Here is a 26,902-nt window from a genome sequence, read left to right as displayed (position 1 = left end):
TGCGGGTAACATTTAACTTAACACACTTTTACTACAAATGACATACTTTCAGATTTTAAAGAGGGCGCTTTTTCTGTTCCCTTTACTAATAGCCACTTTTACTACCTGCAAGGGTCAAATTTATAAATACCTGGGCATAGAGGACGGACTAAGCAACCGGAGAATTTTTCGCATCCAGAAAGGCGGGCACGGGTACATGTGGTTCCTTACCCAGGAAGGGATAGACCGTTATGACGGAAGCAAGATTAAACATTATGCCGTCTTTGACGGAAGTATGGAGGTGGCGCCGCAAATCAACCTGAACTGGCTATATACCGACAGCAGGCACAGGCTGTGGGTTGTGGGTAGAAAAGGACGCATATTCCGGTACGACACCGCCCGTGACCGTTTTGTTATGACCTACAAGCTTAGCGATCTGCAGGATGACGTAACATCAGGCACCGTCAATTGTACCTATATGGATAGTAATGACCGTATTTGGCTCTGCCATGGCGACAGTATTGTACGCTATGATACCCGCGCAGGTACTACGGACAGAATAGATTCTCCTGCCCCGGACGATATTACTGCAATCACGCAGACCGACAGTACAAACTTTTTTATAGGGACATCAAACGGGTTACTGCAAACCATAGAAAAGGAAGGTGTCCTGGAAACTGTGGCCGGAACATATACTGACAGTATCCGTATACCGGTAAGTGAGCTTTATTTCCACGAAGATTCAAAGCAACTGTTCATAGGAACCTTCAAGGAAGGAATTATAGCATACGGAATGAACACGACTTCAACCATCATCGCGGACGGTCCGCTACAGAACGTGGCAATCAAACGAATCACCCCCTTTGGAAAGCGGCAACTGCTGGTAGCCACGGGAGGCAGGGGAGTATACAAGATTGACGTTGATTCTCTCTCCGCCCGGCCTTATATAACCGCCGACTACAGCAATTATAACGGTATGAACGGGAACAACATCAATGATATTTATGTGGACGGGGACGGACGGATATGGATGGCCAATTATCCTACCGGGATTACAATACGCAACGACCGTTACAGAAGTTACAAATGGCTCAAGCATTCACCGGGCAACAACAGTTCGCTGGCCAATAACCAGGTCCATGATGTAGTCCGGGACGGCGAGGGTGACCTGTGGTTCGCCACCAGCAACGGGATCAGCCTGCTTCACAGCGCAACCGGTCAGTGGACTTCCTTCCTTAGCAGTTCCGAGCACTTGAAAGGCGATGACAACAATATCTTCCTGAGCCTCTGTGAGGTATTACCCGGCATTATCTGGGCAGGTGGGTATACATCAGGTATATACAGGATTGACAAGAAGAAAGGCACGGTGGAGTACATCTCACCTTCCTCCCTGGCAGGAATAAGCCCTGACCAATATATCAGTGACATAATAAAGGACTCCGGAGGGGATATATGGTCAGGCGGATACTGTAATCTCAAACGCATCAACCTTGAAACCGGTGACATACGACTCTACCCGGGACTGGGGTCCATTACCGCCATACTGGAAAAGGACGCGGAACGCATCTGGGTAGGTACAACTATGGGATTATACCTGCTGGACAAGCTCCGGGGAGATTACCGTCGCATAGATTTCCCGGTCGAGACAGTCCATGTCAGTACTTTGTACCAAGCTGCGGACAGCACACTATATGTGGGGACTAGAGGAGCGGGACTGCTTGTATATGACGGTGCAAACGATAAATTTATACACCAGTACCACATGGAAAACTGTGCCCTTGTCTCTGATAACATTTATATTGTCATTCCAAGACCGGATGGCAGCTTGCTGCTCGGTACGGAAAACAGCATAGTTACTTTCCTGTATGAAGACCGGACTTTCCAAAACTGGACGGCGGAACAAGGATTGATGAGCGTATGCTTCAATGCCGGCGCTTCAACCCAGTATGGGGACAGTCTTGTGTTCGGAAGCAATGATGGCATCGTCATATTTCCGGTTGACTTGCAGATTCCCGTTCCACAGTTCTCACAGATGCTCCTGAGGGATTTTACCGTTTCTTCACGTCCGGTCTATCCTGGTGAGGAAGGGTCGCCGTTAAAAAAGGACATTGCTGGTAATTACAGACTTGAACTGGCTTATGACCAGAGCAGCTTCTCCCTGGAAGCAATATCCATTAACTATGATTATCCTTCAAACATTCTGTACTCATGGAAATTGGAAGGCGCCTATAACGGCTGGAGCCACCCGTTGCAGGACGGGCAAATACAGGTCACCGGTCTTTCCCCAGGCAAGTACATCCTGCATATCTGTGCCATATCCAACGAAGAAAAATACAAAGTTTATGAGGAGAAAAGTATTGAAGTGGTTGTCGCCCGTCCACCATGGGCGAGCGCATGGGCCATAGCGGGATATGCACTTCTTGCCATATCAGCCGTTACAATAGCAGTCAGGATCGTCATGTTGCGCAGACAAAAAAGGCTATCGGAGGAAAAGACACGCTTCTTCATAAATACCGCCCATGATATCCGTACCCCCCTCACTCTGATAAAAGCTCCTTTGGAAGAAGTGGTGGAAAGGCAGCAGGTAAAAGAGGAAGGGACGGATAACGTGGGAGTGGCCTTGAGAAGCGTGAATAACCTCCTGCAATTGGTTACCGACCTGATCAATTTCGAAAGGGCGGACGTTTACACCTCACAATTATATGTTGGCGAATATGAGCTGCACAGCTACCTGGAAAGTACTTGCGAAACTTTCCGGACATATGCGTCACAGAAAAATGTCAACCTCTCATGTGAAAGTAAGTTCCCTTTTATGAATGTCTGGTTTGACAGGGACAAAATGGATTCCATATTGAAGAATCTATTGTCAAATGCCTTGAAATATACCCCCCGAAATGGTAATGTCCATGTTTGTGCCTACACTGAACAGAATACATGGAGCATAGAGGTAAGTGATACGGGGATTGGAATTCCCGCCGGGGAGAGGAAATATCTGGGCGGAAGGTTTTTCAGGGGCAGCAATGCCGTTAATCAGAAAGTGCCGGGAAGCGGAATCGGCCTGATGCTGGTCTGCAAACTGGTACGTTTGCATAAGGGAAGGATCTTTATATCAAGCACGGAAGGGGAAGGTACCTGTGTACGTGTTACATTCCCCATGGGAAACAGGCATTTGCGCAAGGCACGTTTCATAACAGTGGCAAAGACGGAAGATGCAGCCCCGCCACAACCGGAAACGTGTTCTGCCGAACTGCGGATGGAAACGATGAAAAATGGCAAAAGTTCATCACGTATTCTTGTAGTGGAGGACAACGATGACTTGCGGGGATACATTGAGAGACTCTTGGGACAGGACTACCACGTCCAATCATGCACAAACGGACGCGACGCGTTGGTCGTGGCAAGGGAATATAACCCGGACCTGATCCTTTCGGATGTCATGATGCCGGAGATGGGCGGTGATGAACTATGTGTAGCCATCAAGTCGGACATTGAAACCTCTCATATTCCGGTCATCCTGCTGACGGCACTCAGCGATGAGAAAAATATGCTCAAGGGGTTGGACAAGGGAGCCGATGCATATATAACCAAGCCGTTCAGTGTGAATGTGCTCAAGGCGAACATCAGGAGCATACTGCGCAACCGGATATTGCTCCGAAAAACATATGCCGGACTAAAATCTGGTACCGGCCCGTTACCTGAAGGATGCAGTAACGCATTGGACTGGAAATTCATTGCCACCGTGAGAGAATGTGTTATGGAACATATTACCAGTCCTGATTTCAACGTGGACACCCTCTGTGAAATCCAGCACATGAGCCGTTCGAGTTTCTTCAACAAGCTCAAGACATTGACAGGATACGCACCGGCCGACTACATCCGTTCCATCCGCCTGCAACATGCGGCAAACCTGCTAATCCAGGAAAGGTGCACGATAATAGAAGTTGCGGATGCAACCGGATTCAGTGATGCAAAATATTTTAGGGAAGTATTCAGGAAACATTATGGTGTAAGCCCTAGTGAATACCGCAAAGTAGCAATGGGAACGCATCCGAAAGAAAGCCTATCCGATTATCGGTGCCATGGGGGAGGAAGTGTGGGAAGCCGTTGATGAGTTGATAAAAAACAGAGAGAGTACTATCGACTTGATACTGGTCGTTACATCAGGTAGGGTGAATGCTTAGGGTGGGTTCCACACTATTGTCAATATGATTACGTGATTACTCCGATCACGGTGGATAAGATGGTCATGCGGAGCGGTCTCTCTTCCTCGACCATCGTGTTGGACTATGTGTAGAACTGGCATGAATAGACAATCATATTGAGTGAAAGAGGTATGGAAAAATATTGAAAATCCGGGCAGCCGCATAGGGATTGCCCGACTTTTTTAAGATGGATATTCAGGTGTGGGGTTGGCAGGTCAGTCCACGGGCTCGCCGCCATAGCGAAGGCGGCAGATAGCCTCGTGGATTTCACACATGATATGCAGCCGTAGCCGCTTGCTGATATGTTGGCTGTCGGAACGCATGAAGAGTTTTTGAACGATTTGACCGTACACTTTTTGGACGAGAAACGAAAACCAAAGGAATTAAGACTCCATGAGGTGGCACCGTTGGACGCGAAATTTCGGGCGGAAATCGGGGACTGCAAGACCGCCTCACCGGATATATTCCGATACGGGATTTGCACGAAGCGGTGCGACATGGCACCCACACTGAGAAAGTTCAACAGGCTGGGAGACTTGCGACTGGTCTGTGCGCCGCTTCTCAATGAGCGATGGATTGTCTCGCCGCCGGTTGCGCGACCGGATAATGCCCGGTTTCCGCCGCCGGAAGTGAAGACGAGGATACCGTTTAAAAAGAAAAAACAGAGTATGAACATTTAACTCTTTGATATATGGAAAATGAACAGAATGGAACGCTAAAAGACGGCAGTGTATATGTAGTCATGGGATTATGTTACAGAGATTCCAGCGTCTGTCGGAAGTGGTGTATTGCCTGTGAAATGAAACAGAACCGTTCTCGAAGGATGATACCTATACCCGCCGGCTCACTCCGGAAATGTGGGAGGAAATAAAGTTATCACCCGTAGTGGTGGCTGATATGCTGGATGATTTGAGGCACGGGAACAAGTTCTATACGGGCGTTGAAACGGATAAGGGGGGCTTCTTTTCAGCCGGAACTATGAAGGGAACCACCAATATGGGGCCTTTATGGAGGAGAATATCGAGAGATGTTTCTTTGAGCCGGACTTTGAAGGAAAGTCGCTGATCGTGTATGAACTTCGGGGATGGCCTTCGCTGATGGCGGGGAAGATAAACCTCTGTTATGATGATAACGATACCCTGTTACTATTGGAGAAGATTCCACCGGATGCCTTCCTTGATAAATCGGCTCTTAAAAGCGTACAGACAGAGGTGTATGACCTTTCACTCACGTGGGAGAATTATGCCCGGCTGCCGGACAATGAGAAGGGGCTTGGCCTGTTCCAGAGCGTGGATAACTATGACCGGATGACCTTGCTTCATATCATGGACAAGGGTTATCCGAGGGACGGACTGATGGATGAGTATCCTGATAATTTCAGTTTCTATGAGAAATTTGAAAGGATAGAAAGAGCATTACTGGGCCGGAACAGATGGAATGTTTATGACGAGATGCAGGACAGAGCAAAGAAACTGGTCGGAAAACTGTTGCGCGAGCAATTTTCCGATACACGGCAGAAGGTGGAGATAAAGGAAAAAGTAGTTTTACGGAACAGTAAAAGTATAAGGATATAAGGGATAACGGAAAACAAGTGAGGGTTGGAAGGCGCATTGCCGGCGGATGTCGGTGATGTGCCTTTCACCTTTATATCGGGATTCTGAAAGTTTTTACTTTGAGTAAATATGGGGAAAGAAATGACATGACAATATTTCAGGGTATGTTTTAGGGGACAATGTACGCCAATGGGTGACTTTGATTCCGGAAGTTTTGTCGGATGTGGAAATGTGCTTTACTTTGCTTCACAAATAGTAAAATCATAAATCAAATTTATTATGGAGTTAGTTGTAATTGAGAAAAATGCGTATTTACGGTTAAAACAGCAGGTTGAGGATTTATTCACACAGATTGAAGCTGTTAAAAAGAAATTTGGAATTGTTGAAAAGGAAAAATGAATGGATGCCCAGGAGGTTTGCTTGGCTTTGAATATCTCCAAACGAACTTTGCAAAGCTATAGGGAATACGGAATTATTCCGTGTTCTTTTATAGGTGGCAAATATATGTATAAAGAGAGTGATTTGGTCAGAGTATTAACTCAAAAAGCAAGATAACATATGGATGGAGTAATCACAAAGCAGTCAGAAGAGTACATAATGATGATGAGAATACTTAAGAAATGTTCTAAAGAGGTACTTGAATTTCAAGATTTGCCTGTTCCTATCGCCAATGAGGTTTATATGACTGGTGAACAGGTATGTGGCGTGTTGCATATATCAAGCAGAACTTTGCAAAAGTTACGTGATGAAAAGGGGATAGCTTATACTGTTATAGGTGGTAAGTTTCTTTATCCTCTTTCTAAAATTGCAATTGTTATTGGAAGAAAATTATAAAAGTTATGTTCGTTAAATCAAGCGTTTGATTTGTATTTATGCCATTTTTTTACTACCTTTGTAAAAGTAAGAGTGTAACAGGAAGAAAGTTGCAGCATATTTGCGGTGAATTATTCGGTGTCATAGGAGTAGAGGCTTTTGGTAAGATGCTGATAATGAGTAGGGGAAATAAAAGTTAATCGTTCCCTGTCTCTCCGCAGAGCTCCAAAGACAAAAAGGATTCAAAGTATGACAAATCCCGTAAAACCTTGATTTTACGGGATTTTTTATTTCTCTTCTCGGACATCTATCAGTAATTCGGGTTATATAATCAGTAATTTGGATACCTATATAATAAATAATACCCGCTACTTTTGTATCGCTATAACAATTGGATTTATATGTTTCAACTAAATAATATATCGTATGAAAAGATTGGTGTTGTTTATGATGGCAGTTATGCTGTTGTCTATTACTGTTAACGCACAGAAAAAAGGTGGTAAGACACTGGTAGCTTATTTCTCGGCAACGGGAACAACGGCAAGGGCTGCCAAGTTGGTGGCAGAAGCTGTTGATGGGACCTTCTACGAAATACAGCCTGCGAAAAAGTACACGGCTACTGATTTGGACTGGCACGACAAAGCTTCGCGCAGCAGTGTGGAGATGTCGGATTCCAAATCACGTCCTGCATTGTATTCTAAATTGGGAAGTCTCGCGGAGTATGATACCATTTATATAGGTTTTCCTATTTGGTGGAATTTGGCTCCAAGAATCATCAATACATTTATAGAAAGCGGTGATTTTGCAGGTAAAACGGTTATTCCATTCGCCACTTCGGGAAGCAGCAGTATTTCTAATGCAGAAAAGGAATTGCAGACGAATTACCCCGGCATAAACTGGGGAAAAGGCAGGCTGCTGAATGGAGCGAGCCGGGAAACTGTCAAGCAATGGATTAAGAAATGAATTTCCAACCGAAACTTAAAGAAGTAGAGATGAAGAACATGGTAAAAAACATATGTGCGGCGATGGTTATTAGCCTTTGTGCTGCAGGACATTTGTCTGCAACAGAAAATAATCCTAATAATGATAATAAATTTATGGAAGAGAATTTGAATCTGACTCAAGAGTGGGACAAGACATTCCCACAGAGTGATAAAGTAGACCATAAAAAGATAACTTTCCACAACCGTTACGGCATTACACTTGCCGCCGATTTGTATGTACCCAAGAATGTGACGGGTAAATTGCCTGCCATTGCCATCAGTGGCCCATTTGGTGCCGTGAAGGAACAAGCTTCGGGCTTGTATGCGCAGACATTGGCAGAACGTGGATTCCTGACGATTGCTTTCGATCCATCCTATACGGGAGAAAGTAGCGGCCAGCCCCGTTATGTGGCTTCGCCGGACATCAATACGGAAGATTTCAGTGCAGCGGTCGATTATCTTTCCACCCGTGACGATGTAGATGCAGAGCGCATCGGCATTCTCGGTATTTGTGGATGGGGAGGCATGGCGCTTAATGCAGCGGCTATCGATACTCGCATCAAGGCTACAGTTACGGCAACCATGTACGACATGAGCCGGGTCAATGCTAACGGTTATTTCGATTCTATGAATGCCGATGCACGGCATGAATTGCGGCGCCAGCTTAATGCTCAGCGTACGGAGGATTATAGAAACGGTACATTTGCTCTTGGAGGAGGTGTAGTAGACCCGTTGCCTGCCGATGCTCCACAATTTGTGAAGGACTACCATGCCTATTATAAAACACCGCGCGGCTATCATAAGCGGTCACTCAACTCTAACCACGGATGGAACAAGACTTCACCGCTTTCGTTCATCAATATGCCTATCCTTTCATATAGTGATGAAATCCGTAGTGCAGTGTTGATGCTGCACGGTGAGAAGGCCCATTCACGTTATTTCAGTGAAGATGCTTTTAAAAAGTTGCAGGGTGATAATAAGGAACTGCTGATTATTCCCGGTGCAAACCATGTAGACTTGTATGACAATATAGAGGTAATTCCATTCGGCAAAATAGAGAGATTCTTCAATGAAAATCTTCGATGACCGCCTTTAATGTGTTAGGAACCGGACGTACTTTTCTTTAGCCTGGTTCAGCAACTCCTCTTTCAGGCAGATGTCTTTCCGGAAAAGCGAATGCTCCGGGAAGATTTCTTTTTTCTTGGACGCCTTGTTCCAATTTCCTACTACATGCCCCTTATAGAGAAGTACCGGAAAGAACAATCCGTTGTTGGTGAAAGCTTTGGAATAGTCCTCTTTGGGTAGGACGTCTGTCCGGTCCTTGTATCCTATCAGGTATTCGTCGTAGGAGGGAAGAAGGTGCAGGTTACCGGTCGCCTTTCCAGATGTCCGGCAGGAGTCATGGATGTACCATGTCTGGCTGTTCCATTGTTCGGACATCAGTTCCGGTTCTATCAGAGAAATGGCTTGCCTTGCTTCCGTTAAAGGCAAACCAGACCACCAGGAGAAGTCTTGCAGGGTAGCAGGGGCATGGCTGCGGAAATAGGCTGTAGCCAGGCGGGCCAGCGCTTCTTCTTTCGTCAGTTCGGGGGTAGGTGGAACTCTTTCGTCCAGAAGGGCATAGGTGTGTTGCCGTCCATGGCATTCTCCGCTGCACACAATTCCTTCGACTTCGGCACGCGACATAAAGCGGGTCATGTGGTAGTTGTCTGCAAGCAGTCCCGAACGTTCAAAATGTTCCGCAATCTCTTGTTTCGTCAGGCTTCGCTTCCCGCTGAGGATATTCCCAAGTACGGTATGGCTTCTGTCATATTGCTGTTCCGTGATTTCCAGACCATGTCCTTTTGCATAAGAATCATTGGCGGATTTGATGCGTTGTGCAGAGAGTTTCAGCATCCAACGAATGTCTTCTGCTGCTACCAGGTGCCATGTGGGACGCATTACGTGGGTTCTCAGTATTTCCCCTTGATGCAGGGCTTTTTCCACGGCTTGAATTCCCGGTGACTTCAGCCGCATACCTACGGCCCATTTCACCATTGTATAGTCTTGTGCCTGCATGGCGCCCATCCAGGAGATCAGTTCTTTCGGGTGGCCGAAGAGTGGAGTGGACAGTTGCTGGTTCTGTAAGCGTATTTCAGGGATTCTCATGTCGGTATGGTATTCGTTTGTATCAATAGGAATCGCAAAGATAAGAAAAGCAGGTCATCGCAGGGTATATCGTGTCCGCAATTATATTCTTTTGTTTCTTTTAACAGCTACTAATATAGCTATCTTTTATTTTTGCAACACACAAATTTGGAAAATATTCATAATTAAACAACCATAAGAACTTTTTTATGACTATGAGAACAAATTGTATTTTATTGTTAGTTATTTTGTTGGGAGCCTTTCCCTTAAATCGTGTACATGCCGATGAATCTGGAAGCATAATTCTGTACACTCCTTACACAAAAATTTCCGTGACGCCCGGAGCGTCCATTGATTACAGCATTGATTTGATTAACAACACGGACGGGGTTACAAATGCAAATCTCTCGGTCAGCGGATTGCCGGGCAGTTGGAAGCATGAAATCAAGTCAGGCGGCTGGACCCTCAGCCAGCTTTCTGTACTGTCCAAGGAAAAGAAAACGTTCAATTTGAAAGTGGAAGTTCCTCTAAAAGTAAATAAAGGAAGTTATCATTTCACAGTATTTGCCGGAGAAACCAAACTGCCGCTGGAGGTGGTCGTGGCCCAGAAAGGAACTTACCAGACCGAGTTCATTACCGACCAGCCCAATATGCAGGGCAATTCCAAGTCCACCTTTACCTTCAATGCCACTTTGAAAAACCAGACGGCCGACCAGCAGCTGTATGCGCTGATGGCCAATGCCCCCAGAGGCTGGAGTGTCGTGTTCAAGCCTAACTATAAGCAGGCCACTTCTGCCCAGGTGGAAGCGAACAGCAGCCAGAATGTGAGTATAGAGATTGTCCCTCCCGCCAATGTGGAAGCCGGCAATTACAAGATTCCGGTACGTGCGGCTACTGGTACGACTTCTGCCGACTTGGAGCTGGAAGTTGTTGTCACGGGTTCCTACGAGATGGAATTGTCCACGCCCAGAGGATTGTTGAGTACCGAAATCACAGCAGGAGATGTGAAGCGTATCGAGTTGGTGGTCCGGAATACCGGTTCTTCATTGTTGAAAGATATCCAGCTTTCTGCCAATAAGCCCGTGGACTGGGAAGTGTCTTTTGAGCCTTCGAAGATTGATATGCTGAAGGCGGGGGAAACGGCCAATGTCGTAGCTACCATGAAAGCATCCAAAAAGGCATTGCCCGGAGATTATGTGGCTACCATGACGGCCAAAACTCCTGAAGTGAATACAGACGCCCAATTCCGCATTGCCGTGAAAACCCCGATGATATGGGGATGGGTGGGCGTTTTGATAATAATCGTTGCCATAGGTGCCGTATGCTATCTGTTCCGTAAATATGGAAGGAGGTGAGCATGGACGAGCGAGTGATTGCATTGACAGACTTGACCAAGCAGTATGGGCGCTTCACTGCCGTAGACCGCATTTGCTTGACTATCCGTAAAGGAGAGATTTTCGGATTATTGGGGCCAAACGGCGCCGGCAAGTCAACTACCATCCTGATGATGCTGGGACTGACGGAACCCACTTCCGGCTCTGTGGAGATTTGCGGTATCGACTCTACCAGGCATCCTATCGAGGTAAAGCGGAAAATAGGCTATCTGCCCGAAGATGTGGGGTTTTATGATGACATGACCGGTCCGGAAAACCTTATATATACTGCGCGTCTCAATGGCATTTCGGATGCCGAAGCGAAAGTCAGGGCGCTGGAGCTGATGGAGCATGTGGGGCTTGCCGGACAGATGAAAAAGAAGACCGGGAAATATTCGCGCGGTATGCGCCAGCGATTGGGGCTGGCAGACGTGCTTATCAAAAATCCGGAAATTATAATCCTGGATGAACCTACTTCGGGAATAGACCCTGCCGGTGTTCAGGAGTTCATCGAGCTCATTAGGCAGTTGAGCCGGAAGGAGGGACTGACCGTCTTGTTCTCTTCCCACCACCTGGACCAGGTGCAGAAAGTTTGCGACCGCGTGGGACTGTTCAACAGTGGGAAGCTGGTCACCTTGATTGATATGTCTGATTTGAAGGACAAGCATCAGGAATTGTCTGATATTTATAACCATTATATGGAGGAAGGAGGAGAAAGGCATGAATAAAGTCAATTATCCTTTTCGGGTAGTCGTCAACAAGGAAATATCCGACCATGTGAAAAGTTGGCGGTTCATTATCTTGATGGGAATCATTTTGCTTACGTGCATGGGCTCACTCTATACCTCGCTTACCAACATAGGTGCCGCCATTAAGCCCAATGACCCGGACGGTTCGTTCCTTTTCTTGAAGTTATTCACAGCCTCGGATGGCACATTGCCTTCTTTTGTGCAGTTTATCAACTTTCTGGGGCCGTTGTTGGGGATTGCGCTGGGATTCGATGCTATAAATTCGGAACAGAACAAGGGGACGTTGAGCCGTATGCTGTCACAGCCTGTTCATCGTGATTGCATTATCAATGCCAAGTTCGTGGCTGCATTGATTGTGATAGGTATCATGCTGTTTGTACTGGGATTCCTCGTAATGGGCTGCGGGTTGATAGCGATAGGCATTCCTCCCACAGCAGAAGAATTTTGGAGGATTGTATTCTTTCTCATAATCAGTGTGTTCTATGTGGCATTCTGGCTGAATCTGGCCATTCTGTTTTCGCTTTGCTTCCGTCAGGCGGCCACCTCGGCATTGGCTTCGGTGGCGGTATGGTTGTTTTTCAGCGTGTTCTATACGATGATTGTCAATCTGGTTGCCAAGGCATTGAGCCCTTCGCAGCTGGCATCTCCTTATCAGATAGTCAGTTACCAGAAATTTATTCTCGGTCTGATGCGTCTGGCACCTAGCGAACTGTTCAATGAGGCGACCACAACGCTGCTGATGCCTTCCGTCAGAAGTTTGGGGCCGCTTACTATGGAGCAGGTTCAGGGGGCCATTCCCAGTCCGCTGCCATTGGGACAGAGTCTTTTGGTGGTGTGGCCGCAGCTCACCGGACTGATTGCAGCTACTGTCATCTGTTTTGCTCTTTCGTATGTCATATTTATGAGACGGGAAGTCAGATCACGGTAATGATAAGTATGTTTTATTGAGTGTTGAAAGTCCGTTCCGGCATTGGTTGCTTGAACGGACTTTTAATATTATTTGCCCGAACATTTGGTAATTCCAAAAACTTCCCTTACTTTTGCGCCCCGAACAAGGAGAGGTGCTCGAGTGGTTGAAGAGGCACGCCTGGAAAGCGTGTATACCCCTAAAGGGTATCGGGGGTTCGAATCCCCCTCTCTCCGCAACAGTTCTGAATAAGATGGAAAACTAGCGGGTAAAGGTCTACAAATCTATGATTTGTAGACCTTTTTTGCTTGTACTCCGTTTGCTTTGAAAGACTTGGAAACTATGTCTTTGTAAATTAATTATAGATAATGAAAGCTGGATGACATCTCCTTTCATAATAAGGCGATGGGATAATGCATTGCCACTGCAAAGCAAGTGCATGCTTTTTGCAGTGCTACTGCATTCAGCTTTGCAGTGGCGCTGCAACACATATGCAGTGTCACTGCAGCATATATGCAGTAGCGCTGCAACACGTTTGCAGTCACACTGCAGCAGATGTGCAGCGACGCTGACCCGGTAGGTGTGTACGGGATTGTATCATGTTTCGTTAAGAAGATATTATAAAGTATCCTTTGAATGTCGTATTTTTGTCTATCCGTAATTTAGAGTAGTCAAAGAAAGCTATGAAACACACTCGTATGAAACTAAAAACAGTGGTAAAGAACCTTCATGAAGGCTGGAAATTCCGGCAGGCGAGACTGACCAATTGGTATCCGGCTACAGTTCCGGGAGTAGTCCACACGGACTTACTGCAGAACAAGATTATTGAAGACCCGTTTTTCCGGTTGAACGAACGGGGATTACAATGGATTGACAAGGAAGACTGGGTTTATGAAACTTGCTTTACTCTTGCTGCCGGCATGATGCGGAAAGAGAATATGGAGCTTGTGTTCGAGGGGCTGGATACTTACGCTGACGTTTATTTGAATGATGAATGTATACTGAAAGCGGACAATATGTTTCGCCGCTGGTCTATCCCCGTTAGGCAGTACATCAGGGAGGAGAATAATATACTGAAGGTGTACTTCCATTCGCCGGTAAAGATAGACGTCCCCAAATGGGATGCACTTCCCTACCAGTATCCGGCATCCAATGACCAGTCTGAAAACGGGGGCTTGTTCAACAAGAAGATAAGCATTTTTGCCCGTAAGGCGGGTTATCATTATGGCTGGGACTGGGGCCCACGTCTGGTTACCTCCGGCATCTGGCGTCCGGTGTATATCAGGGCTTGGAGCGATTTGAGAATCAACGATGTGTTTATCGAGCAGAAGGAAGTCGGTGCAGGCAGGGCCGTGATTGCCGGACATGTGGAGCTGGATGCCGATAAGGATATGAATGGAGTGTTGGTCACGATAACGGATGAGGTTACTGGAAGAGTGCTTGGCGAGTGGCAAGCGGATTTGAAGCGAGGCACCAATCGGGTGACCGTTGATTTTGTCCTTCACAAGCCGAAGCTGTGGTGGAGTAATGGACTGGGGGAGCCTTTCCTTTATCGTTTCCGTACGGATATCATTGCAGGTGGGGAATTGTTGGACTCTAAAACCGAAAGGGTGGGCATACGCTCTTTGAAGGTGGTGCATCAGCCGGATAAGGACGGGCATACTTTCTATATAGAGCTGAACGGGCGTCCGGTTTTTGCCAAAGGAGCCAATTACATCCCTTCGGATAACTTCCTGCCGCGCGTCACTCCCGAGAATTATAAAAGGACGATTCTCGATGCCGCCGGTGTAAACATGAATATGTTGCGCGTCTGGGGTGGAGGTATCTATGAGAACGATGTCTTCTATGATTTGTGTGATGAGTATGGAATCATGATTTGGCAGGACTTCATGTTTGCCTGCAGCATGTATCCGGCAGAAGGCGCCCTACTCAATAATATCCACCAGGAGGCGGTGGACAATGTGAAACGTTTGCGCAATCATGCCTGCATTGCTTTGTGGTGTGGAAATAATGAATGCCAGGATGCCTGGCTGGGCTGGGGCTGGAAGTGCGAGATAGAACGGCAGAACAAGGAATATGCCGACAAGATTTGGGCACAGTACCGGCAGCAGTATCATGTCACCTTACCCGGGGTGGTCAGGGAGTATGCACCCGGAACCTTCTATTGGCCTTCTTCTCCGTTCGCATTCGAGGGAGAGATGTCCGGTACTACTGACGGGGACCGTCACTATTGGAGTGTCTGGCATGGTAAAGCACCCATTTCTGATTATGACAGCGAGAAATCCCGCTTTTTCAGCGAGTACGGTTTTCAGTCTTTTCCTGAGTTCGAGTCCGTCAAGCGCTATGCTCCTTACCCCGAAGACTGGGATATACGTTCCGAGGTGATGATGTCCCATCAGCGTGGTGGCGACCATGCCAACGGGCTGATTGAGACTTACCTGTTGAATGAATATAAAAAACCGCGTGATTTCCGGGCATTCCTTTATATGAACCATGTGCTGCAGGGAGATGCCATCAAGACGGCCATCGAGTCGCACCGCCGCCAGATGCCGTATAATATGGGGACGCTTTTCTGGCAGCACAACGACTGTTGGCCCGTAGCTTCCTGGGCGAGCCGTGACTATTACGGACGCTGGAAGGCGCAGCACTATTATGTTCGCAAGGCCTATGATGACATCCTGATTTCTTCGGTAGTGGAGGGGGATGATTTGATAGTATATGCAGTGTCCGACCGCTTGGAGAATACTTCCGGCCGGCTGCAGCTTCAGGTCTGCCAGTTCGACGGAACCGTGGTTCATCACTGGGGCAAGTCTGTCGGCATCTCCGGTAATGACAGCCGTGTCTGTTTTTCCGCACCGCTTGCCAAGTTGCTGGAGGGGGCAGATAGAGGAACGGTATATGTCCGCGTAGACTATACGGACAAATCGGGCAGGGTGTACCATAACAACTACTGTCTGGGCAAGCAGAAGGATATGGATTATCCGAAGGTGGATTTGCAGACTGAAGTCCGTTCCATTGAAGGTGGATATGAAGTGATGGTTTCGGCAGACAAGTTTGCCCGTGCCGTATGCTTGTCCGTTGCCGACAATGAAAGTGTGTATAGCGACAATTATTTTGATGTCCAGCCGAAGGGCAGCGTGCAGGTGCAGGTCAGGACGCGATTGTCTGCCGAAGCGTTCAACGGTTCGTTGAGGCTGACTTGCCTGAACAATGAATTCTGATACTCGCCATCCGGACGTTGGCATGCTTCTTCCGTCCGGATGTTTTTTACATAAAGATAATATGCTGCTTCAGTATAGCTGATATTTGTGTCCTCAGCTGATTGGCATTGATAGGTTTAGCCATATATGCGTCGAAGCCGTTTTCCATGACCTGCTGTTCATCAGAAGCATAGGCAAAGGCGGTGACGGCTATGATGGGGACTTGTGTAGAGTATTTGCGTATTTCCCTGGTCGCTTCGTAACCATTCATCACCGGCATGTTGATGTCCATCAAAATAAGCTGCGGGTCGTATTCCCTGAACATATTCACGGCTTCCTGACCATTCCACGCATGTATCAGATTGTAGTCTTTTCGTAGGATGGACTCAATCAACCGGAAGTTGCTGTCATGGTCTTCGGCAACCAAGACGGTGATTTTCTGCTTTTTTACTTTTATAGGTTCGGTCTTGCTTTCTGCCTGCCGGATGCGGCTTGCCGGCACATAGGGGAGGGTGAACCAGAAGGTAGAGCCTTCGCCGGGCTTGGAAGTCAGTCCGATATTGCCTCCCATGTGCTGTACCAACATCTGGCAGATGGATAATCCCAGTCCGGTGCCTTGGGCAAAATTGTTGAGCTTGACAAAGCGGCCGAATATGCTCTCTTGTTTGTCTTCGGGGATACCGCATCCCGTATCGGATACGTAGAAATAAAGCATCTTGTCGTCTTGCAGCTTGTAGCCAAAACGGATACTGCCTTCTTGGGTAAACTTGATGGCATTGGTCACCAGATTGATGACGAGTTGAGACAAGCGGTTACGCTCGGAATGAATGTGGCATTCGGGCAGTCCGGGCTCAAAGGAGAGGGTGACATTCTTTTCGGGCGATAGCTTCAGGCAGAGCGAACTTTCCAGCTCTCTCATCACTTTGTTCAATTCAAAATCCGTATCAATGAATTCCATTGTGCCTGCTTCTATCTTTGACAAGTCCAGAATGTCACTGATGAGTTGCAGCAGCAAAGTATTGTTGTTCTCAATGATGCTGACGTATTCTTGTTTTTCTTCCTCCTCTTCGGTGGAAGCCAATATTCCGGAGAATCCCACAATGGCATTGAGCGGCGTACGGATTTCATGGCTCATGTTGGCGAGGAATGCGGATTTCAGTTTATTCGACTCTTCCGCACGGTTCTTGGCGGAAACCAGTTCCGTCTCCATCTTTTTCCGTTCGGTGATAACCAGCGAAGAGCCCACCAGGGTCAGCGGCTTATTGTTCTCGTCGTAGGTTTCTACGGCGGCCTGGGCCTCCACCCAGTCGAAGTGTTTGTGTCCGTCGGCATGATTGATGACGCGGTATTCCTCCTTGACTTTCTGGATACGTCCCTCAATCAGGTCTGTATAGGCTTGTTTCACTTTTTCCAGGTCTTCCTTGTGTATTTTGGAGAAATACTGGCTGTCGGGTACGGACAGCTGTTCATCGTCCATGATACCGGCATTATTGCTGAGCTCTATCGGCTTGTTGACATCGCAGAGTATGGTGTGTGTCCGGAGGTTCCATTTCCATGGTACGATGTTGGCAACGTCGAGTGCCATGGAAAGTTTCCGGTTTGTCGACCTCAACTGTATTTGGGTGTGGTGCAACTCGGTGCTGTCAACGCAGAAGACGTGCATGTATTCGCCATTGTCGCTTGCCTTGACTACAATGTCGTAGAAAGTGTCTATCTTCTTGTAATAATAGGGGAAAGTTACGGAACGTTTCTCCTTCAATGCAATATTCATGAAATGGAGGAACTCGTTCATGGATTCGGGAAATAATTCGCTTCCCCGCTTGCCGACAGCCTCTTTGCGCATGATAAATCTGTCTTCGAAGAAATTGTTGACATCTATATATAAGGTGTCAGTAATGCGCCCTTTTTCATCTTTTATAAGTTTCTCATACATGTATAGGATGGGCATGTTGTTTATCAGATTTCGGTATTTGAGATTGCTGTCCAGTTGTTGCTGTTGTAATCTTTTGATTCTACTCAGTGACTGTAGGCGGAGATATTGGAAAAAGAACAGCAGAGTTATGATTGCGGCAGTGATACTGATAATGACATATTCGTACTTCTCCCAGAAGGTGGGAGGCATGTTGTAGAATATGGTACCCTTGGGGCATAGCTTCGGATTCAGGTCACGCTGCAGAAGGGATTTATAGTTGAATACGGGGGCTCCGTCGTCGGGATAGTATAACGGGATGTTGCGTGCCGGGGTACCATCCAATATCTTGTGGATGGTTTCTAGTAGCCGGGCATTATATTTCTCTTTGTTGTAAATGTAGCCGCCTACAATCCCCCCTTCTTCTTCAATACCGATGGCCCTTAGCGAAAACAAAGGGATGGGGGCGGTAGAGATGACCCGGTGGGAATTACTCCTCATGATATTGTCATGGGGAGAGCTCTTGTACAGCCAGGATGAAAAGATGACTCCGGTAGTATGGGGATTCACGTGGTTCAGTATATTGAAAAGGCTGTCCGTTCGGATGTCTTTCGCACTAAGGAACTGGTAATCCAACTCCGGATACTTTTCACGGATAATCTCGGACAAGTCATAGTCGTTCTGCTGGCAGATGTATGTTTCATCCCCTATATACATGACCTTATCCATTTTGGGGATGAGTTGCTTCATGAGTTGCAGGTTCTCGTTCAGGTATACACTGGATTGCATTAAGGTCAGATTGTACTTCTTCTGTAGGTCACTGATGGGAATACGCTCTGTGCGGGGCAGGGCGTGCTCGCGTATCATTGTTTCCTTAGGACCGGTATAATCCCTCTCACCACATAATATCATGGGGATATCGGGCCACTGCCGGTTCAGTTCATCGCACATGATGAAACTTCCGCATCCGATAAGCACGATAAGTTTAGGGTTCTTGTAACTCTTGAACAAGCTCTCTTTGAATGTCTCCAGTTTATTTTCCTCGTCAAGTGTCAGCATTTTCATGTGTGCGGTGTATACTCCGATGTGGCTGTTCTGTGATGCCATGTTCACAATGGAGGTGATGAAATCATTACTCCAGGGATTGGCTTCTGTATAAGTGTTGATTATCAGAATATCGTCGACGTCTGTTGCGGGAGATTTTCCATATAGGGTGTCTGTGCAGGTGAACGAGCAGAGTATTGCAATTACTGTTCCCAGTATGTATTTCATATCCTTTGGACCGTTTTAATGTTTGCTATTGTGAAAATTCTTACAAATGTAGGGGTTTCCCGGTGGATAGACAAAGAAAAAGATGAATTTAAGCGGGATATGGAAAAATAAAGCGGAGCAACATATTGAAATGTCACTCCGCTTCTCATTGAGATGTTGAAAGATGTGTTTTCAGGAGATTTAGTTGTTTTCTTTTTTAATGTCTATGGTCATGAACCGTTCACCGTCATATAGACTTTTGACACGGATGTTCAGCCCTTTTTTCTCTTTCAGTTGTTCCGCTATATTGTCCAGCTTGAAGGAGGCCAGTCCGGTGCCCAGCGTGAGCTGGCTGTCATTGTAGGCATTGTGGCGGAATTCGAGATTGACGTAATCCGGTTTGTCGTTTTCGCCGGTGGATGCTTCATTGATGACCAGGTTCAGCATGTGCTTCTTATCTTCGTTGTTGCTGTGGTAGAATTGATATTTGATGTTCAGATACTCGCCCGTAATCCATAAATCCGTGGCGTTGATGTTGTCGTCTCCGATACTGTCTGCCTTTTCGGCAGGCATGGAGTAGATGTCTTTGGTCAGAATGTTTTCGATGTGCTTTATTTGGGCATTATATTCGTAGCCTGGAAGTTTCTCTTCCAGTTCGCGGAAGTAGATGAAAGCCCTCTGGCCGTCTATTACGGCATAGTCGTGAACATAGGTTGTGTCACTGGGATATAGTTTACTGCCTTCGTCCAGTGAGAAATAGTAGTCTTTTCCTTCGATGACCTTTACCGTACCTACGGCGAACAAAGTGTCATATTTGTCATCCCAATCGTCCAGGCATGATTGCAATACAATGGCAGTCAGGAATAAAAGCATGGATGCTGCCAATGTCATTCTCAGTTTCTTCATAAGTGGTAGGTTTTAGCTCTTTTTCTGTTTAAAACTTATTTTTGTATTCAGAAAATGCGGTGAAAAGCTAAATACTGCGTAGTATACTGTTAAAGAAATGAAAGTATGATTTTCTTCTCTGCCTGATGCAGTATTTTTGCGCCGATTGCATTTATAGGGTAAACACGTGTTAAAAGAGAGAATGGAAGAACAGGAATTGGCAGAACGCTGTAGGCAAGGAGACAATCTTGCCCGCAAAGAACTGTATGAGCGCTATGCGGGACGCATGCTCAGCGTATGCCTCCGTTATGCAGGTGACCGGGAGACTGCCCAAGACCTGATGCATGACGGTTTTCTGAAGCTTTTTGATTCTTTCGATAAGTTCACTTGGCGGGGAGAGGGTTCTCTGCGGGCATGGATGGAACGCGTAATGGTGAATACGGTGTTGCAGTATTTGCGGAAAAATGATGTGATGAATCAGTTATCGGCCTTGGAGAATGCACCCGAAGCTTATGAGGAACCGGAAGGTTCGTCAATAGATGTCATTCCTCAAAAAGTACTGATGCAGTTTATCAGTGAATTGCCTGCCGGCTATCGTACCGTATTCAACTTATATATTTTTGAAGAGAAATCCCATAAGGAGATTGCTCGACTATTGGGAATTAATGAAAAATCCTCTGCCTCGCAGTTGACGCGTGCTAAAGCGACTTTAGCGGCAAAAGTACGTGAGTGGATGAAAAGAAATGATTAAATGAAGGAACGTATGGAAGATGAATTGTGGTTGAAAAAGATAAAGGACAAGCTGGAAGACTATTCCGAACCGCTGCCGGTTGCCGGATGGGAGCGGTTGGAGAAGGAATTGTCCGTTTCCGGAGCTCCGATAACCGGACCGCATAGGATGATACCTTTCCGTCGCTGGGCGGTGGCCGCGGCAGCTGTGTTGCTGGTGGCGGTTTCGTCCGTCAGTCTGTGGCTGTTGCAGAGTCCGGTAGGGAATGAAATGCGGCATACGTCAGTGCCTGCTTTGGCTGTGGCTCCGGACGTCTTGCCGGAACAGACGGTACCTGCCGTACGGACTAATTCCATAGAGCCTGCCTATCGGGCACATGGAAATGCATCGGCACCCAATAGGGAGGCAAGTCGCCCTTTGGTTGCACAACATATCAGAATATCGGTTGGCGAAGAACAGCAGGAGGAAATGCTGCCGGTTGAAACTGCAGATGAGGTTGTCGGTATTGGACAGCAGGCGGAAGAACCGGTAGTGGAAGATACGGACCATGAAACTACAATGCAGGCCGAGGAACCGGAGACAAGGGAAGACCGCTATCGTCCGTCAGGCCGGGACAAACTGCATCTTCCGGAAAAAAACAGTTCTGGTAGGGATGCTAAAGGATGGGCGGTTGGCTTGTCCGTAGGAAATACGGGAGGTTTTTCATTGGCGAATGAAGGGGAAGCGAATGTGATGTCGGACTACATGCCTGGAAGTCCTATTTATGGCGGTAACGTAGATTTATCCTCTACGGCCAATGGCATTGTTACTATTCCCGACGGGCAGGAACTGGTTTTTAAGGATGGTATGCCCTATCTGCAAAGACGCGAAAAGAAAATTGCGGATATAGACCATAAACAACCGCTCAGTTTCGGTGTTTCGGTGCGGAAAAACTTGGCGAAGGGTTTCTCTGTGGAAAGCGGGCTGACGTATACCTATCTTGCTTCTGACGTAAGGTATGAGGGCAGCTCGGAAAAGATAAGCCAGAAGCTGCATTATATTGGCATTCCGGTACGGGCCAACTGGAACTTTGTGGATGCAAAGAACTTTACGATGTACGTTTCGGCGGGGGGTGCCATTGAAAAATGTGTGTATGGCAAGATTGGTACTGAGAGTGAGACTGTGAAACCGGTACAGCTTTCTGTCATGGGTGCTGTCGGTGCCCAGTATAACATAAGCAATAGGGTGGGCCTGTATGTGGAACCGGGAGTATCTTATTTCTTTGATGACGGTTCGTCGATACAGACTATACGCAAGGAGAACCCGTGTAACTTTACGTTGCAGGCCGGTATACGTCTTACTTATTGATAGCAGGACAGACATGTTTTTGTCCACTTTCTTGTAGATTCAGAATTTTCTTAATAACTTTCGGCCGTGTTTCTTCGTTGGTGGATGAAGGGACACGGTTTTTTATTGATTGAGAAGAAAGAAAGTAGGTCGGGACATGCCCGGCAATATAACAAACACGTAGTAAAATAGACAAAATGAAGATTAAAAAGAAAGTAGCCTTAAGCGGGCTATTGCTTTGTTGTGCAATCACGGCAAAAGCACAAGTGTGTATTACTCCCCAGGTGGAGCAGCGTGCCAGGGAGTTGGTTTCTCAAATGACGCTGGAAGAAAAAATCGATTACATTTCCGGTCCCAAATCTTTTTATATCCGGGCTGTACCCCGGCTTGGCATACCCGAAATCAGGATGGCCGATGGTCCGCAAGGCATACGTAACAATACTCAAAGTACCTTGTATCCTTGTGGCATCTTGTCGGCTTCGACATGGAACCGTAAGTTGGCTAGAGAGCTGGGACATGGTTTGGCCCGGGATGCAAAGGCCCGTGGGGTAAGTATTCTGTTGGGGCCTGGAGTCAATATCTACCGCTCTCCTCTATGCGGGCGAAACTATGAGTATTTTGGTGAAGACCCTTATTTGACGGGCGAAACTGCTAAAGAATATATCTTGGGAGTGCAGGAAGAGGGAGTTATGGCTACGGTGAAGCATTTTGCGGCCAATAACCAGGAGTGGAGCAGACATCATGCCAGCTCAGATGTGGATGAACGCACGCTGCAGGAAATTTATTTTCCCGCGTTCCGAAAAGCTGTGCAGGAAGCAGGAGTAGGGGCGGTTATGGATAGCTATAATCCGCTGAACGGGGTACATGCCACCGAAAACAGCTGGCTGAACATTGATGTATTACGCAAGCAGTGGGGATTTAAAGGTATCCTGATGTCTGACTGGACATCTGTATATTCCGGTGTGGGAGCTGCTAATGGAGGGTTGGATTTGGAAATGCCCGTCGGTAAATTCATGACCAGGGAAATTCTTATTCCGGCAATAGAGAATGGTATCGTGAAGGAAGAGACCATTGACGCCAAAGTCCGGCATATACTCCAGACATTGATTGCTTTTGGAGCACTTGATACTCCGAGAGAAGATAAATCTATCGATAAAGACAATGCACAGTCTAAGGAAATTGCACTTGACTTGGCGAGAGAAGGAGTAGTCTTATTGAAAAATGATAACGGTACGTTGCCTTACCGGAACGGTAGAACATTGGTAATCGGGCCTAATGCCGATATTATTCCCACAGGAGGAGGAAGCGGATTTGTCACCCCTTATTCGGTAGTGTCACTCTATGACGGTATGGTTCAGTTGAAGGGCGGCAGACAGATAGAGCTGCTGTCTGACAGCATTCTTTATAAGGATATGTCCCAACAGATTTATACGGATGGCAGTTTTACGCAAAACGGTTTTAAGGGCGAATATTATAATACTCGTAATCTTACCGGAGAACTCTTTCAAGCTGCCATAGAGCCTGCCATAGACCATGCCTGGAAATACGGTGCACCGTTCGACGGCATGCCGGTAGATCAGTTTTCTGCCCGTTGGACGGGAGTTTACAAGGCTGACAAGGATGGAACTGTCAAGTTCCAGCTGGCTGGCGATGACGGATACCGTCTGTTTGTAAACGATAAGCTGATTACCGGAGATTGGGGGAACCATTCATTCAGTACCCGCAGTGCATTTATGCAGGTCAGTGCAGGGGAGATATACCGGTTGCGTATTGAATATTTTGATAATGTGGGTGAGGCGACTGTCAGTTTCCAGGCAGGAATGATGGATGAGGAGCGTTTGGCCTCTTCACTGAAGCATGCCAGGAATGTTATTGTATGTGCCGGGTTCAACAGCAGTACAGAAGGTGAAGGGTTCGACCGTCCGTTTGCATTGTCATACGGGCAGGAATATCTCATTAATAAAGTGGCTTCACTTCATGATAATGTGGCTGTGGTGGTGAATGCCGGAGGTGAAATAGATTTCCGCAATTGGGGGCAGAGTGTACAAGCTATTTTGATGGCATGGTATCCGGGGCAGGAGGGTGGAAAGGCCCTTGCCGAAATCATTACGGGCAAGCTTTCGCCAAGTGGCAAACTACCAGTCAGCATCGAGGAAAAATGGGAAGATAATCCGGTATATGGTAATTATTATGACAATCGCAATGTACCTCATAAACGGGTGCAGTATGCCGAAGGTGTTTTCGTAGGTTATAGGGGATATGACCGGAACGGAAAGCAGCCGCTTTATCCTTTCGGGTATGGACTGTCATACAGTAGTTTTGAATATAGTAATCTGAGTGTTGAGAAGACGGGGGGAAGCCGGGTTACGGTAAGCTTTGACATCAAGAATACCGGAAAGATGGATGCTGCGGAAGCGGCTCAGGTATATGTGCGGGATGTGGAATGTTCTGTTCCGCGTCCATTGAAGGAGTTGAAAGGCTACGATAAGGTTTACTTGAAGAAGGGTGAAACCAAGCGCGTTCGGATATTGCTGGATGAGGAAGCCTTTGCCTACTATGATGTGGAATCACATCGGTTTGTAGTGGAAAAGGGGACTTTTGAGATTCTGGCAGGTCCTTCTTCAGCTGATTTACCATTGAAGGCAACTGTTGTTTTATGATAAAATAAATATCAAAACAAGAATGGCAGTATGAAAAAGATAATAATACTGATGGTTTGTCTGTGGGGACTTGGTAACACCTTTACCTCGGCACAAACTACGGAGAAGGAGAAATTCATCTCAAGCTTGATGAAGCAGATGACGCTGGATGAAAAGATAGGCCAGCTTGCACAATGCACCTACCGAGGGAATTTTACCGGACCCGACGGTGGAAATATTCCTAAAGAAGAGTATGTCCGGCAAGGCAGAATAGGCTCTATGCTGAATGTGATAGGAGTAAAGGATATACGCCGTTATCAAGAGCTTGCTTTGCAATCGCGTTTGCGCATTCCTTTAATTTTCGGACTGGATGTTATCCACGGCTATCGTACCGGATTTCCGCTTCCGCTTGCCGAGGCTGCAAGTTTCGATTTGGCCATGATTGAGGAAGCTGCACGCTACAATGCTTTGGAAAGTGCCGCCGATGGTTTGAACTGGGTTTTTGCCCCGATGGTGGATATTTCGTGGGACGCACGTTGGGGACGCGTCATGGAAGGGGCCGGTGAGGACCCTTATTATGGTTCTCGGGTAGCGGAGGCGCGTGTCAGAGGCTTGCAAGGAGACGATTTGGCAGACACGACGACTGTCATGGCATGTATGAAACATTTTGCCGGATATGGTGCACCGATAGCAGGAAAGGAGTATAATAGTGTGGATATGTCAATGGGCCACTTTGCCAATTTTTATATGCCTCCCTATAAGGCGGCCATAAAGGTAGGAGCAGCTACCGTGATGAGTGCTTTCAATGATTTTAATAATATTCCTTGTACTGCCAATGATTTCTTGCTCAACCGGCTATTGAGAGAGCAGTGGGGATTTAAGGGATTTGTTGTGTCCGATTATAATTCGGTAGAGGAATTGGTGAACCACCGTTATGCTGCTGACAAGAAAGATGCCGCAGCCAAAGCGCTGAATGCTGGTCTGGACATGGAGATGGTAAGTACCTGCTACTTGACTTATCTGAAGGAGCTTGTTCAAGAAGGGAAAGTAAAGGAGAGTGTGCTTGATGATGCAGTACGGTGTATATTGGAGAAGAAATATGAGTTGGGATTGTTTGAGGACCCTTTTCGCTACTGTAATCCGGAAAGAGCGGCCAGAATACTCAATGCGCCCGAAGTCCGTAATGCTTCGCTCCGTATGGCCGAGCGTTCCGTTGTATTGCTGGAGAATAGGGAATCTGTGCTTCCGTTGACGGCACAGACGAGGAAGATAGCCTTGATAGGAGGACTCTCAAAATCCCAGTACGATATGGCAGGTGCTTGGGCTGCCACTACGGACCGGAACAAAGTGGTGACCTTATATGATGCATTGGTCCGGAAAGGACTGGAGGTGAGCTATGCTGAAGGCTATGATATGAAGAGCAATCAGTTGACCGGATTGCAGGAAGCATTACAGGCTGCTGAGGCTTCGGATGTCATTGTTGTGGCGGTAGGCGAGAGATTCGGTCAGAGTGGCGAGAAGGCTTCCAAAGTGAATATAGCCATACCCGAGGGGCAGCAGAAGCTGGTGTCGGAACTGGCAAAGACTGGAAAACCTGTCATTGCTCTTGTCATGTGTGGGCGTCCGGTAATCTTCAATGAGATAAGGGAACATGCTGATGCGGTACTGTGTACTTGGTGGCTGGGAAGTGAGGCTGGCAATGCCATATGCAATGTGTTGTGGGGAGAGTATAATCCTTCGGCTAAATTGCCCATGACATTTCCTGCACACGTAGGACAGATTCCCATTTATTATCAGAATAAGAGCACCGGCCGCCCTACCGCATTGAAACAGACCTATAAGGCATCTTATATCGATGCTTCCACTGAGCCTGCCTATCCTTTCGGATATGGGCTTTCGTACACGGATTTTGGATATTCTGATTTGAAACTGCTGCCGGGCAAGGCTGCAGGCGTCCATACGGAGGTGTCGGTAAAAGTGACTAATACCGGTAAGTGTGCAGGAGAGGAAGTAGTCCAGTTGTATGTGCAGGATAAGGTAGCGTCTGTTACGCGCCCGATAAAGGAATTGAAGGGCTTCAGGAAAATTCATCTGAATGTGGGTGAAAGCAAAACTGTAGCTTTTCAGATAACTGACGATGCACTGGGATTCTATGACAATGAGATGAATTATATGGTAGAACCTGGTGATTTCGTCTTTATGGTGGGTGGCAGTAGTGATGATGTACAGCAGATTACCTATAACTTGAAAGAATAGGATTCTTACCCTATAAATGA

16 protein-coding genes, 1 tRNA gene and 1 pseudogene are annotated in these 26,902 nt (G+C 47.0%); 15 read left to right on the top strand and 3 right to left on the bottom strand.

All coding sequences use genetic code 11. From position 1 onward, the window contains the following. The first annotated feature begins 37 nt into the window (after positions 1-37). The 6 genes and pseudogenes from DWZ03_RS10815 (at position 38) to DWZ03_RS10780 (ending at position 8,616) form a co-directional block, all read left to right on the top strand. The gene (locus DWZ03_RS10815; RefSeq protein ID WP_120129958.1) at positions 38-4,087 is read left to right on the top strand and encodes an ATP-binding protein; all 4,050 of its coding nucleotides are present in this window, start codon (positions 38-40) and stop codon (positions 4,085-4,087) included. Between the two features lie 949 nt (positions 4,088-5,036). Further along, positions 5,037-5,755 (top strand): annotated as a pseudogene (locus DWZ03_RS10800) (DUF6047 family protein). A gap of 378 nt (positions 5,756-6,133) precedes the next feature. Continuing rightward, positions 6,134-6,289 carry a helix-turn-helix domain-containing protein gene (locus DWZ03_RS10795; RefSeq protein ID WP_016272734.1) on the top strand — a complete coding sequence of 52 codons (156 nt, stop codon included), beginning with the start codon at positions 6,134-6,136 and terminating at the stop codon, positions 6,287-6,289. A gap of 3 nt (positions 6,290-6,292) precedes the next feature. Continuing rightward, complete coding sequence (locus DWZ03_RS10790) at positions 6,293-6,568, top strand: helix-turn-helix domain-containing protein (RefSeq protein ID WP_227212685.1); 276 nt, start codon at positions 6,293-6,295, stop codon at positions 6,566-6,568. Positions 6,569-6,973: 405 nt separating this feature from the next. After that, positions 6,974-7,510, top strand: a complete 537-nt coding sequence (locus DWZ03_RS10785) for a flavodoxin (protein WP_120129952.1) — start codon at positions 6,974-6,976, stop codon at positions 7,508-7,510. 29 nt (positions 7,511-7,539) lie between these two features. Continuing rightward, a complete protein-coding gene (locus DWZ03_RS10780; protein ID WP_035457791.1) occupies positions 7,540-8,616 on the top strand; it encodes an alpha/beta hydrolase in 1,077 nt (358 codons plus the stop codon). A gap of 6 nt (positions 8,617-8,622) precedes the next feature. On the opposite strand, the gene DWZ03_RS10775 is transcribed toward DWZ03_RS10780, so the two are convergent. Beyond that, complete coding sequence (locus DWZ03_RS10775) at positions 8,623-9,678, bottom strand: winged helix DNA-binding domain-containing protein (protein WP_005831685.1); 1,056 nt, start codon at positions 9,676-9,678, stop codon at positions 8,623-8,625. Positions 9,679-9,866: 188 nt separating this feature from the next. On the opposite strand from DWZ03_RS10775, the gene DWZ03_RS10765 reads away from it, so the two are divergent. From DWZ03_RS10765 to DWZ03_RS10745, 5 genes are all read left to right on the top strand, one after another. Continuing rightward, on the top strand, positions 9,867-11,012 hold the full coding sequence (locus DWZ03_RS10765) for an NEW3 domain-containing protein (RefSeq protein ID WP_120129949.1): 1,146 nt from the start codon (positions 9,867-9,869) through the stop codon (positions 11,010-11,012). Positions 11,013-11,014: 2 nt separating this feature from the next. Next, a complete protein-coding gene (locus DWZ03_RS10760; RefSeq protein ID WP_034522675.1) occupies positions 11,015-11,758 on the top strand; it encodes an ABC transporter ATP-binding protein in 744 nt (247 codons plus the stop codon). After that, on the top strand, positions 11,751-12,707 hold the full coding sequence (locus DWZ03_RS10755; protein WP_005831677.1) for an ABC transporter permease: 957 nt from the start codon (positions 11,751-11,753) through the stop codon (positions 12,705-12,707). Before DWZ03_RS10760 ends, DWZ03_RS10755 begins: the two co-directional genes overlap by 8 nt. Before the next feature lie 127 nt (positions 12,708-12,834). After that, positions 12,835-12,922, top strand: a tRNA-Ser gene (locus DWZ03_RS10750). A gap of 447 nt (positions 12,923-13,369) precedes the next feature. Continuing rightward, positions 13,370-15,907, top strand: a complete 2,538-nt coding sequence (locus tag DWZ03_RS10745) for a beta-mannosidase (RefSeq protein WP_120129946.1) — start codon at positions 13,370-13,372, stop codon at positions 15,905-15,907. Between the two features lie 46 nt (positions 15,908-15,953). On the opposite strand, the gene DWZ03_RS10740 is transcribed toward DWZ03_RS10745, so the two are convergent. Continuing rightward, entirely contained in the window at positions 15,954-19,067 is a 3,114-nt protein-coding gene (locus DWZ03_RS10740; protein ID WP_016272717.1) for an ATP-binding protein, read from the bottom strand. 180 nt (positions 19,068-19,247) lie between these two features. Next, positions 19,248-19,952, bottom strand: coding sequence for a NigD-like protein (locus tag DWZ03_RS10735; RefSeq protein ID WP_005832500.1), 705 nt, complete (start codon positions 19,950-19,952; stop codon positions 19,248-19,250). A 181-nt stretch (positions 19,953-20,133) separates the two neighbouring features. On the opposite strand from DWZ03_RS10735, the gene DWZ03_RS10730 reads away from it, so the two are divergent. The 4 genes from DWZ03_RS10730 to bglX all read left to right on the top strand — a co-directional run bounded on the left by DWZ03_RS10730 (position 20,134) and on the right by bglX (position 26,882). Then, positions 20,134-20,682 (top strand): RNA polymerase sigma factor, encoded by a 549-nt coding sequence (locus DWZ03_RS10730; protein ID WP_120129943.1) that lies wholly within the window; start codon positions 20,134-20,136, stop codon positions 20,680-20,682. Further along, positions 20,683-22,008 carry a porin family protein gene (locus tag DWZ03_RS10725; protein WP_120129940.1) on the top strand — a complete coding sequence of 442 codons (1,326 nt, stop codon included), beginning with the start codon at positions 20,683-20,685 and terminating at the stop codon, positions 22,006-22,008. A 176-nt stretch (positions 22,009-22,184) separates the two neighbouring features. After that, positions 22,185-24,647, top strand: a complete 2,463-nt coding sequence (locus tag DWZ03_RS10720) for a beta-glucosidase (RefSeq protein ID WP_120129937.1) — start codon at positions 22,185-22,187, stop codon at positions 24,645-24,647. 30 nt (positions 24,648-24,677) lie between these two features. After that, positions 24,678-26,882 carry a beta-glucosidase BglX gene (gene bglX / locus DWZ03_RS10715; protein WP_120129934.1) on the top strand — a complete coding sequence of 735 codons (2,205 nt, stop codon included), beginning with the start codon at positions 24,678-24,680 and terminating at the stop codon, positions 26,880-26,882. Positions 26,883-26,902: the final 20 nt, after the last annotated feature.

Source organism: Bacteroides sp. AF29-11 (genome assembly GCF_003602895.1).
GTDB classification, from domain to species: Bacteria; Bacteroidota; Bacteroidia; order Bacteroidales; family Bacteroidaceae; genus Bacteroides; species Bacteroides uniformis.
The sequence above is the reverse complement of the archived record's forward strand: the minus strand, read 5'-3'. Positions and strand labels throughout refer to the sequence as shown.

Coding starts and splice junctions, on each gene's coding strand:
- DWZ03_RS10815 (WP_120129958.1), top strand. CDS start 38: ATGACATACTTTCAGATTTTAAAGAGGGCGCTTTTTCTGTTCCCTTTA.
- DWZ03_RS10795 (WP_016272734.1), top strand. CDS start 6,134: ATGGATGCCCAGGAGGTTTGCTTGGCTTTGAATATCTCCAAACGAACT.
- DWZ03_RS10790 (WP_227212685.1), top strand. CDS start 6,293: ATGGATGGAGTAATCACAAAGCAGTCAGAAGAGTACATAATGATGATG.
- DWZ03_RS10785 (WP_120129952.1), top strand. CDS start 6,974: ATGAAAAGATTGGTGTTGTTTATGATGGCAGTTATGCTGTTGTCTATT.
- DWZ03_RS10780 (WP_035457791.1), top strand. CDS start 7,540: ATGAAGAACATGGTAAAAAACATATGTGCGGCGATGGTTATTAGCCTT.
- DWZ03_RS10775 (WP_005831685.1), bottom strand. CDS start 9,678: ATGAGAATCCCTGAAATACGCTTACAGAACCAGCAACTGTCCACTCCA.
- DWZ03_RS10765 (WP_120129949.1), top strand. CDS start 9,867: ATGACTATGAGAACAAATTGTATTTTATTGTTAGTTATTTTGTTGGGA.
- DWZ03_RS10760 (WP_034522675.1), top strand. CDS start 11,015: ATGGACGAGCGAGTGATTGCATTGACAGACTTGACCAAGCAGTATGGG.
- DWZ03_RS10755 (WP_005831677.1), top strand. CDS start 11,751: ATGAATAAAGTCAATTATCCTTTTCGGGTAGTCGTCAACAAGGAAATA.
- DWZ03_RS10745 (WP_120129946.1), top strand. CDS start 13,370: ATGAAACACACTCGTATGAAACTAAAAACAGTGGTAAAGAACCTTCAT.
- DWZ03_RS10740 (WP_016272717.1), bottom strand. CDS start 19,067: ATGAAATACATACTGGGAACAGTAATTGCAATACTCTGCTCGTTCACC.
- DWZ03_RS10735 (WP_005832500.1), bottom strand. CDS start 19,952: ATGAAGAAACTGAGAATGACATTGGCAGCATCCATGCTTTTATTCCTG.
- DWZ03_RS10730 (WP_120129943.1), top strand. CDS start 20,134: ATGGAAGAACAGGAATTGGCAGAACGCTGTAGGCAAGGAGACAATCTT.
- DWZ03_RS10725 (WP_120129940.1), top strand. CDS start 20,683: ATGAAGGAACGTATGGAAGATGAATTGTGGTTGAAAAAGATAAAGGAC.
- DWZ03_RS10720 (WP_120129937.1), top strand. CDS start 22,185: ATGAAGATTAAAAAGAAAGTAGCCTTAAGCGGGCTATTGCTTTGTTGT.
- bglX (WP_120129934.1), top strand. CDS start 24,678: ATGAAAAAGATAATAATACTGATGGTTTGTCTGTGGGGACTTGGTAAC.